Source organism: Candidatus Methylomirabilota bacterium (assembly GCA_035315345.1).
Taxonomy (GTDB): Bacteria; Methylomirabilota; Methylomirabilia; order Rokubacteriales; family CSP1-6; genus CAMLFJ01.
Genome location: DATFYA010000006.1, coordinates 1 through 8,800 on the forward strand (window position 1 = coordinate 1; position 8,800 = coordinate 8,800).

The 8,800-nt window shown below is 70.3% G+C and carries 6 protein-coding genes; 4 read left to right on the forward strand and 2 right to left on the reverse strand.

Translation table 11 applies throughout. From position 1 onward, the window contains the following. From VKN16_00715 to VKN16_00725, 3 genes are all read left to right on the forward strand, one after another. A partial coding sequence (locus tag VKN16_00715) for a hypothetical protein (protein ID HME92720.1) occupies positions 1-978 on the forward strand: 978 nt, incomplete at its 5' end. A gap of 1 nt (position 979) precedes the next feature. Beyond that, positions 980-2,134, forward strand: a complete 1,155-nt coding sequence (locus tag VKN16_00720; GenBank protein HME92721.1) for an alpha/beta fold hydrolase — start codon at positions 980-982, stop codon at positions 2,132-2,134. Then, entirely contained in the window at positions 2,131-5,412 is a 3,282-nt protein-coding gene (locus VKN16_00725; protein ID HME92722.1) for an adenylate/guanylate cyclase domain-containing protein, read from the forward strand. Before VKN16_00720 ends, VKN16_00725 begins: the two co-directional genes overlap by 4 nt. Before the next feature lie 30 nt (positions 5,413-5,442). Here VKN16_00725 and VKN16_00730 read toward each other — a convergent pair whose 3' ends face one another. Next, a complete protein-coding gene (locus tag VKN16_00730) occupies positions 5,443-6,705 on the reverse strand; it encodes an ascorbate-dependent monooxygenase (GenBank protein ID HME92723.1) in 1,263 nt (420 codons plus the stop codon). A gap of 78 nt (positions 6,706-6,783) precedes the next feature. Between VKN16_00730 and VKN16_00735 the strand changes: the two genes are divergently transcribed. Further along, the gene (locus VKN16_00735) at positions 6,784-7,644 is read left to right on the forward strand and encodes a hypothetical protein (protein HME92724.1); all 861 of its coding nucleotides are present in this window, start codon (positions 6,784-6,786) and stop codon (positions 7,642-7,644) included. Positions 7,645-7,695: 51 nt separating this feature from the next. Here VKN16_00735 and VKN16_00740 read toward each other — a convergent pair. Continuing rightward, on the reverse strand, positions 7,696-8,800 hold a 1,105-nt coding region (locus VKN16_00740; GenBank protein HME92725.1), incomplete at its 5' end, for a hypothetical protein.

Consider the following 8,800-nt stretch of genomic DNA (forward strand, 5'->3'; position numbering starts at 1 on the left):
TCCGCGACGATCGCCGCCATCGCGGAGCGCAACGTCCGGCGCGCGCTGACGGACGCGGCCTCGCCGATCCACGCGCCCACGCCCGTCCCCCTGGATCCCCCTCTCCCCGGCGGCCCGAGTCTCGCCGAGATCAGGGAACAGTATGGCCAGACCCCCGCCGTGCTCGATCCGATCGCTCACATCACCGCCCCCTCGCCCGAGCCCCGCGCGCAGGCGATCGGCCTCACGTTCACCGAGGTGATGCAAGGCTTCCACGCGCCCCGACTCGGCGGCGGCAACCTCGCGATCCGCGCCGACCTGACGTCGACGATCGACGACCTGAGCGCCTTTCTGGTCAACCCCCGGCGGCCGGTGGCGGTCGACGGCACCGTGCGGCTGGTGCCGGGGGCCGGCCGGGGCGAGGTGCAGTACGAGGCCAAGGGCACGCTCGACCTCCTCAAGCGCGTGGAGGCCGCGACCGCGCTCCGGGCGCTGTTCGACGAAGGGATCGCGCGGCTGGACCGGCTCACGCGGCTCCGTGCCGACGCGCGCTCGACGCGGTCACTGGAGCCGGCCCGGAAGGACGCCGAGGACGCGATGGAGTCGCTGCTGCGGCGACTCGAGAGGGCCAGCCACCGCTACGAGATGGAGTACGTGCTCGAGCTGACGCCCGGTCCCGGCGCTCCGAGGCTCGACCGGCTCGTGGGCGTCAAGAAGATCTACGGGGGCCCGGGCCTGGCCCCGTGGACGGAGACCACCACGCTCCACGTCACGCTCTACGAGGGTGAGCGGCCCGCCGGCGTCGGTGAGATGCACGTGCACATCGCCGATCTGCTCAAGACGCAGCTGCCTTCGTTTCGGATCACCGGTGCCGACGACGACCACGCGCGGATCGCCTGGGCCTTCGCCCGCTTCTTCCGGTTCTTCCTGGGCACGCTGCGTCAGGTGTACCTGCCCCGCCTCGAGATGGTCGATCCGTTCGCGGGCCCGGGGCGCTGAGGTGAGCCGGCCGGCCGTCACCGACACGCCCCCCGCCATCGGGGTCACGACGGCGGACGGCTGCGCCCTCGAGCTGCGCCACGACGAAGGCCCCGCGGCGCGGGAGGACCGGCCCGCGGTCCTGCTGGTGCACGGCGCCAGCGCGGGCAGCGACACGTTCCGCATCGGCGAGGTGCAGACGCTCGTCGACTACCTGCGCGGGCACGGCCTCGAGGTGTGGACGCTCGACTGGCGGGCCAGCCTGCGACGGGTGCGGGACGTCTACTGCACGGCCCTCGGCAAGGGCCGAGTGCCGACGACCTTCACGATCGACGCCGCCGCCGAGCGCGACGTGCCCGCGGCGCTCCACGCCATGCGGCGAGCGCCTCACAACGTCCGCGGCCCGATCGCCGTGCTCGGCCACTGCATGGGCGGCGCCATCGTCGCCCAGGGTATCGCCCAGGGCGCGATCGCGAGCGCCGACGTGGAGCGCGTCGTGCTCACCGGGCTCGGCCTCTTCTACCGGGCCGCGATCGACAACGTGCTCAAGGCGGAAGACCGGGTCCTCGAAGAGCTGCTCGGCGGCGGCCAGCATCTCCTGCACCCGACCAAAGGCTGGGACCGGAACGTCTGCACGCGGGATCCCGACGATGGCCCGTGGCCGCGGCTGCTCGAGGATCCGTACGAGGTCTGGCTCGACACGCCGCTGCCCCACGATTGCGCGGTCGAGATCTGCCACCGGCTCTCGTACATGTTCGGGATGCCGTTCATCCCCGACAAGATCCGGCGCATTCACGACGGAGGCTATCTGCCCACCCAGTTCGGGTACATCGCCCTCGAGTTCCTGATCCATTGCTGCCAGAACCTGCGCCGCGGGTACGCGGCGCCGTTCGTCGCCGACCGCACGGGCCCACTGCCCGTGGACCGGCGCTATCTCCGGCGCGAGGCCTTCCAGGACCGCCACATCACGCTGATCACCGGCGACCTCAACTCCCTCTGGCACCGGGATTCCATCGACACCATGTACGAGTGGCTGCGACGGGGACGCCGCGACGAGCAGCCTCGCTCGCTGCACAAGCACGTCGTGCCCGGGTTCGGGCACCAGGACCTCTACTGGGCCGAGGACGCGCCCAGCCTCGTCTTCCCCAAGATCCTGGAGGGGCTGCGGGGCCCGTGATCTGCGGCAAGTGCCGGCACGACAATCCCGCGGGGGCCCGGTTCTGCTCGAACTGCGGCCGGCCGCTCGTCGCGTCGGCGGGCATCTCGAGTCCTCGGTCCCCGCTCCCGGGCGACCTCGCCGATCGCGTGCGGAGCCTGGGCGTGGCGGAAGGCGAGCGCAAGCACGTCACCGTCCTCTTCGCCGATCTCCGGAACTCGATGGAGCTGCTGACCGAGCGCGATCCCGAGGAGGCGCGGGCCCTGCTGGACCCCGTCCTCGAGCGCATGATCGCGGCGGTCCAGCAGTACGACGGGCTCGTGAACCAGGTCATGGGCGATGGGATCATGGCGCTCTTCGGCGCGCCGCTCGCCCTGGAAGACCACGCGGTGCGGGCCGCCTACGCCGCGCTCCGTATGCAGGAGAGCGTGCGCGCCTACGCGGCCCAGCTGCCGAGGGGGCGGGGCGCGCCGATCAGCATCCGCGTCGGGCTGAATTCGGGAGAGGTGGTGGTGCGCTCGATCGAGAGCGACCTGCACATGGACTACACCGCGGTCGGTCAGACCACCCATCTCGCCTCGCGGATGGAGCAGGCGGCCACATCCGGATCGATCCTGGTCACGGCGAGCACCGCCGCGCTCGTGGACGGATACGTCGTCCTCGAGCCGCTCGGCCCGATGCCCATCAAGGGTCTCGAGGCGCCCATCGAGGTGTTCGAGATCGTGCGCGCCGGCCAGGCGCGCTCGCGCTTGCAGGTGGCCGCGGCCCGCGGACTCACCCCCTTCGTGGGGCGGACGGCCGAGATGCGGCAGCTCACCGATGCCCTCGAGCAGGTGCGCGCCGCGCGGGGCCGCGTGGTGGCCATGGTCGGCGAGGCCGGGGTCGGCAAGTCGCGTCTGCTCTGGGAGTTCATCCACTCCGGGCACACGGAGGGCTGCGCCGTCCTGGAAGGCCAGACGACGCCGTATGGCAAGGGCGCGTCGTATGCGCCGGTCATCGACGTCCTCCGGAAGTATTTCGAGATCCAGGAACGGCAGGACCAGGAGGAGATCCGCGTGCACGTGGCGAGCCGGATCCACGCGCGCGACGGGCAGCTCGCCCCGTTCGTCCCCGCCTTTCTCGCCCTGCTGGACATCGCCGTCGAAGATCCGGAGTGGATCGCTCTGGACCCGGTCCTGCGCCGGCAGCGAACCATCGAGGGCGTCCGGCGGCTCCTGCTGTCGGAGAGCCGCCTCCAGCCCGTCGTCCTCGCGCTCGAGGACGTCAACTGGGCCGACTCCGAGACCCGCGCCGTCCTCGACGGCATCGTCGAGGTGCTCTCCAACGCTCGCATTCTCGTGATCGTCAGCTATCGCCCCGCGCCCGAGCACGCGTGGGCCGGCCAGGCCCCGTGGTACCGGGAGCTCCGGCTGGCCCCGCTCGTGCCCGAGAGCATCGAATCGCTCCTCGACCTGGTGCTGGGGGATGATTCGAGCCTGACGCCGCTCAAGGACACGCTGCCCAAGCAGACGGCGGGAAACCCGCTCTGGCTCGAGGAGAGCGTCCGGTCGCTGGTCGAGACCGGCGTCCTCACGGGCACCCGCGGCGCCTATCGGCTGACTCGGCCCCTGCCCACGGTGCACATTCCTCCGTCCCTGCTGGCGCTCCTCGCCGCGCGCATCGACCGTCTGCCCCCGCGCGACAAGCAGATCGTGCAATCGGCGGCGGTGATCGGCAAGGACGTCCCCGCCGCGCTCCTCGAGGCGATCGTGGACCTTCCCGGCGACGACCTGCGGCAGAGCCTCGCGCGGCTCCAGACCAGCGAGTTCCTGTACGAGCGGAGCCTCTTCCCCGATCTGGAGTACACCTTCAAGCACGCCCTGACCCACGACGTCGCCTACGGGAGCCTCCTCAGGGAGCAGCGCCGCGTGCTCCACGGCCGCATCGCGGACGCGATCGGCGCGCTCCACGCGGATCGCCTCGCCGAGCATGTCGAGCGCCTCGCCCATCACGCGCAGCGGAGCGAGCGCTGGCCCGACGCGGTCGGGTATTGTCGCGAGGCGGGCCGGAAGGCGACGGCGCGGTCCGCGAACCGAGAAGCCGTCGCCTACTTCGATCAGGCCCTCGACGCGCTCCAGCACTGTCCGGACGACGACGGGACGAACGAGACCGCCTTCGACGTCCGCCTCGACCTGCGCAGCGCCCTCATTCCCCTGGGCGAGTTCATGCGGGTCTTCCAGATTCTCCATGAGCTGGAGGCGCTGGCGGAGCGACTCGAGGACCCGCGTCGGCAGGGCCTCGTCGCCGCCCTCATGGCGGGCGTCTATCCGAGCTTCGGGCAAGCGGCTCAGGCGGTGCAGTATGGCGAGCGCGCGCGGCGGATCGCCGCCGAGCAGGGCGACCGAACCATCGACGTGCTCGCCCACACCTACCTGGGCGCCGCCTACTTCTCCCTCGGGCAATGCGAGCGCGCCATCGAGTGCACCCGGCGCGTCGTTCGCCTGCTGCCGGGCGAGCGGAGCCACGACAGCTTCGGCGTCGCCATCCGCCCGGCGGTCTACGCCCGGGGCTTCCTGTCCTGGGCGCTATCCGAGCTCGGCCGCTTTCAGGAAGCGGAGACCGAGGCGCGCGAGACCCTGGACCTGGCCGAGGCGATCGGCCATCCGCAAACCGTCGTCGCCGGGCTCCTCACCCTCGGCACCTTCCACGTCCGACGGGGCGACGTCGCACTCGCGGTCGGCCCGTTCGAGCGGGCCCGTGAGCTGTGCCAGCGTCACGACATTCCGCTCTGGCGCCCGGTGTTTGCATCCTTCCTCGGATACTCGCTGGCGCTGTCGGCCCGGTTCTCGGAAGCGGAGAGGCTGCTGCGAGAGGCCATCGATCAGGCCTCGATGATGCGCATGGTGGTGTTCCATTCCCAGATGATCATGTGGCTCAGCGAGGCGCGCCTCCTGACCGGGGCGGTGGAGGAAGCGGCCGAGCTGGCCGACGAGGCGCTCCGCAACACGCGCGAGCGGGGAGAGGCCGTCCTCGAGGCGTGGGCGCTGCGGCTCACCGCCGAGGTCAGCACGCGGCGGGAGCCGTCGGATGACGCGCGGGCCGAGGGCCTGTACCGGGACGCGATGGACAGAGCCGAGAAGCTCTCCGTCCGCCCCCTGACCGCCCGCTGTCACCTCGGGCTCGGCACTCTGTATGGCCGCCGCGGCAAGACGGACGATGCCCGTGCCCATCTGTCGACGGCCGCGCGTCTGTTCCGCGAGATGCAGATGCGCCTCTGGGCGGATCGCGCCGCCGCCGAGCTCCGCCTGCTCTCCTCCTAGCTCGGCGCGCGCGCGAGCATACTGCGCCCGCTACTTCGGCTGCTCCGCGTCCACCGTATAGAGGATGGCGGCGTGGCCCATCTCGTCGACGGTGCGCTCGCCCCAGGAGACGTCGCGCGGCGGCTTGTTCGGGTTGCGCGGGTTCTCGGCCGAGTTGTCCCACGCGGCGGTGAGCTCGATCCAGGAGGCGACGGGCAGCGTCACCGGGGTCCGGAACCAGTAGAAGCCCTGCCAGTTGAAATCCCAGTCGGCGATGTGGATCAGCGGGGTGATCGACTCGTCCTTCATCCGGGCCCAGACCTTCATCTCGCGCCCGAGCATGTGCATGTGCGGATGGATGGCGATCAGCTGCATCCGCCGGTGCACGAACGAGCCCGCCTCGATCTCGTAGCGGGGATTGCCGGCCGGGATCGACAGGTTGAACCGGCCGACCCGCATGAAGTGCAGGCGCTTCCGCACCGGGCCGGTCGCCGCCTTCAGCCGTAGCTCGGTCAGGTCCGTCTGCGGGGAGAGCTGTGCGTTGTGGTAGTGCAGCTGGAACACGACGCGCGCGCCCTTGGGCAGCAGCATGCCGACGCCGTCGGGCAGCTCCCACGGGCGGGCGCCGGGCGCCCAGCCGCCGAGGTAGCCGTCGATCCGGAAGCCCGGCCCGCCGAAGCACGGATAGCCGCGCTCGCCGTCCCGGCCGACTCCGTCCGTGGTCCTCCCCGCCGACACGCCGGTCGGATCCACCATGGCCAGCATGTGATGGACGATCTTCGAATTGCCCGGCACGACCACCGCGGTGGTGAAGTAGCGGTCCTCGGGGAACGACGTGGGGATGCTGAAGCATCGGTAGACGTCGCCGCCGCGACCCGCCACCGTGAAGGCCTGATCGGGCCGCAGCACGAGGTCGGCCGCGTCCACCGCGCTCGCGGCCGCGAACGCGCGCGGCGGCGGCAGATCGCGCGCGTCGCCTTCGGGCGCGCCGGCCGCGACCCAGCGGGCGAGCGTGGCGATCTCGGCATCCGACATGCGCCGCTCGCCCGCGAGGTCGCCGTAGCCGGCGACCGCCTTCCACGGGGGCATGCGGCGCTTCTCGACCGACTCGAGGATCTTGTGACGCCGCCGGTAGACGTGGCCATACGCGTCCAGCGTGAAGGGGGCGCCACCGCCCGGCCGATGGCATTCCTGGCAGTGCTGCTGCAGCAAGGGAGCGACGTGCTGGCTGAACGTCACCGGCGGCGCGTCGTCGGCGGCGGCCACGTCGCCCGCGACCAGCACGGCGCAGATCAGGAGCAGCCGCGAGAGCATGGCGCATCCTAGCGCAAGCGGCCGTCGTCCGCGACCGGCTCCCGGGGCCGCTTGCCCCACCGGCTACACTGGGGCGTAGTGAGCCGCGCGAAGATCCACTGGCATCTCCAGAACGAGCACCGCTTCCCGTTCGGCCGTCGCTCGCCCGATCCCGACTGGTACGAGCCGATCGGCTTCCCGCCGCCGTGGCCGGACCGGCCGTGGATCTTCGGGGTCATGGTGGCCTCGGCCAACGGCGTGGTGGCGTGGCGGCGCTCGGGTCCCGACGACGACCCCGTGCTCGCCATCCTGGGCGGCGACGACAAGCGGGACGAGCGCATCGCCGATCGCCGCCACATGCGCCACCTGCGCTGCTTCGGCGACGTGGCCATCGGCGCGCAGACCCTCCGCGAGCAGCCCGGCCTGATCCAGACTCCGCAGGAGCCGGGCGAGGAGCCGATGGATGCGCTCTATCGCTTCCGGCGGGCTCATGGGCTGCCCGCGCAGCCGCGCCACGTCGTGTACTCGCTGCGCGGCTGCCTCGACCTGACGCGTCCCATCTTCAACACCCCGGGCGTGGAGGTCATCGTGCTGACCACCCAGGCCGGCGAGCTGGATCTTCGCTCGTGCGGCATCGCCACGAAGGACGCCGACCTGTTCGTGGAAACGCTGGAGAACGCGGAAGCGCTGCATCGCGCCCACACGCGCCTGTTCGAAGATCGCGGCGTGCGTTACCTGGACTGCGAGGGCGGGCAGACCGTCCTGCGCGCCCTGCACGCCGCCGGCCTCCTCGACGAGGTGTTCCTCACCGAGACCGACGTGGAGGTCGACGAATCTCGGCATGCCGGCGTGCTGAAGATCTTCGACTTCGAGCAGGAAGGCGCCCAGCTCATCGCCGAGGGCCGCACCCGCGGCGACAGCGCGTGGCGCTTCCAACGCTGGCGCTTCAATCCTCGGTAGGCGTCCGCCGGCAAAAGGCGCCGGGATCTGGTCGGCGCCCGGTTGCCGTGGTCACACCAGCCGGTACAGCCGGGGGTCGTCCGGACTCAGCGCGTAGAGCGCCTTGACGCGCTTGCTGGGCTTGCTCGGGTAGAAATTCAGGATGAGCTCGCCCGGCTTCACCGCTTTGCCTTTCTCCAGCTCCACGATCGGCTCGATCACCCGGTACTCGTGCCGGTAGCCGTTGTAGGTGACGAACTTCGACTTGGTTTTGGGCTCGAAGCGCCACTCCCAGGCGTTCATGAACTCGTCGAGCGTCTTGAGGCCGAAGCGCTCCCAGATCGGAAAGTCGCTCTTCTCGTGGAAGTAGCCGGCCTTCTGCATCTGGGCGCGCGCAGCCTTCTTGCGATCTTCGTCCTTGGTGGATTGCCCGGGCACCTCCACGCGGTTGTCACTGCCCAGGAACTTGCGGATCTTGTAGCGATAGGTTCGCGGCAACACGGTTCGATTGCCGTCGATGGGCGATTTGGCCACGCTCTTCAACACCTGCTCGCCCTCCTGTAGCTTCTGATCAGTGATCTTGTGCGGGTTGCTGGGGATGAAGTCCTTGTTCCAGAGCTTGGCCGGGATCGCCTTGCCATCGACCCGGGGAAATGCCTTGCCGATCATGGCGGCAATCACCGCGGCCTGGTCCTTCAGCGGAGTCGGGCTGGACAGCTCGAACGCGTACCCCAGGTACTCGATGTGTCCGGGTGGCTTCTTGATCGGCGTGGCGAGATGGAAGTGCAGCGGCGCCGCCACCGGGGTCTTGTTGCCGAGCGCCTCCTTCAGCTTGCGCACGAACTTGTCCTGGTGACCGATTCGGCAGCCGCGGATGATGAACCGCGCAACGATCGCCGCCTTGGTCTTGGGATCGGTCGGGCGCGGCTGCAGCATCTTGTCGTTGATGACGACGTCCTTGGATTTGATCAGGTCCAACAGGTCCTCGTAGTTGATGCTACGGTCGACGATCTTGCCGACCTTCAGCCGCATGTGCCCCTCGGAGTTGGCGTGGGATGACGGCAGCAGATGGCGGATCGGGTTCGTGGCTTCGACGCTCGTGCCGAGGTCCTTCACGAAGCGGACGAGATCGAAGAACAGCGTGTCCTTGATCCGGATGGTTTCGGGCCGGGTGTCG

What these genes read in the sequence shown, in the direction of transcription:
- VKN16_00730 (HME92723.1), bottom strand. Translation starts at nt 6,705, where the DNA reads ATGCTCTCGCGGCTGCTCCTGATCTGCGCCGTGCTGGTCGCGGGCGAC.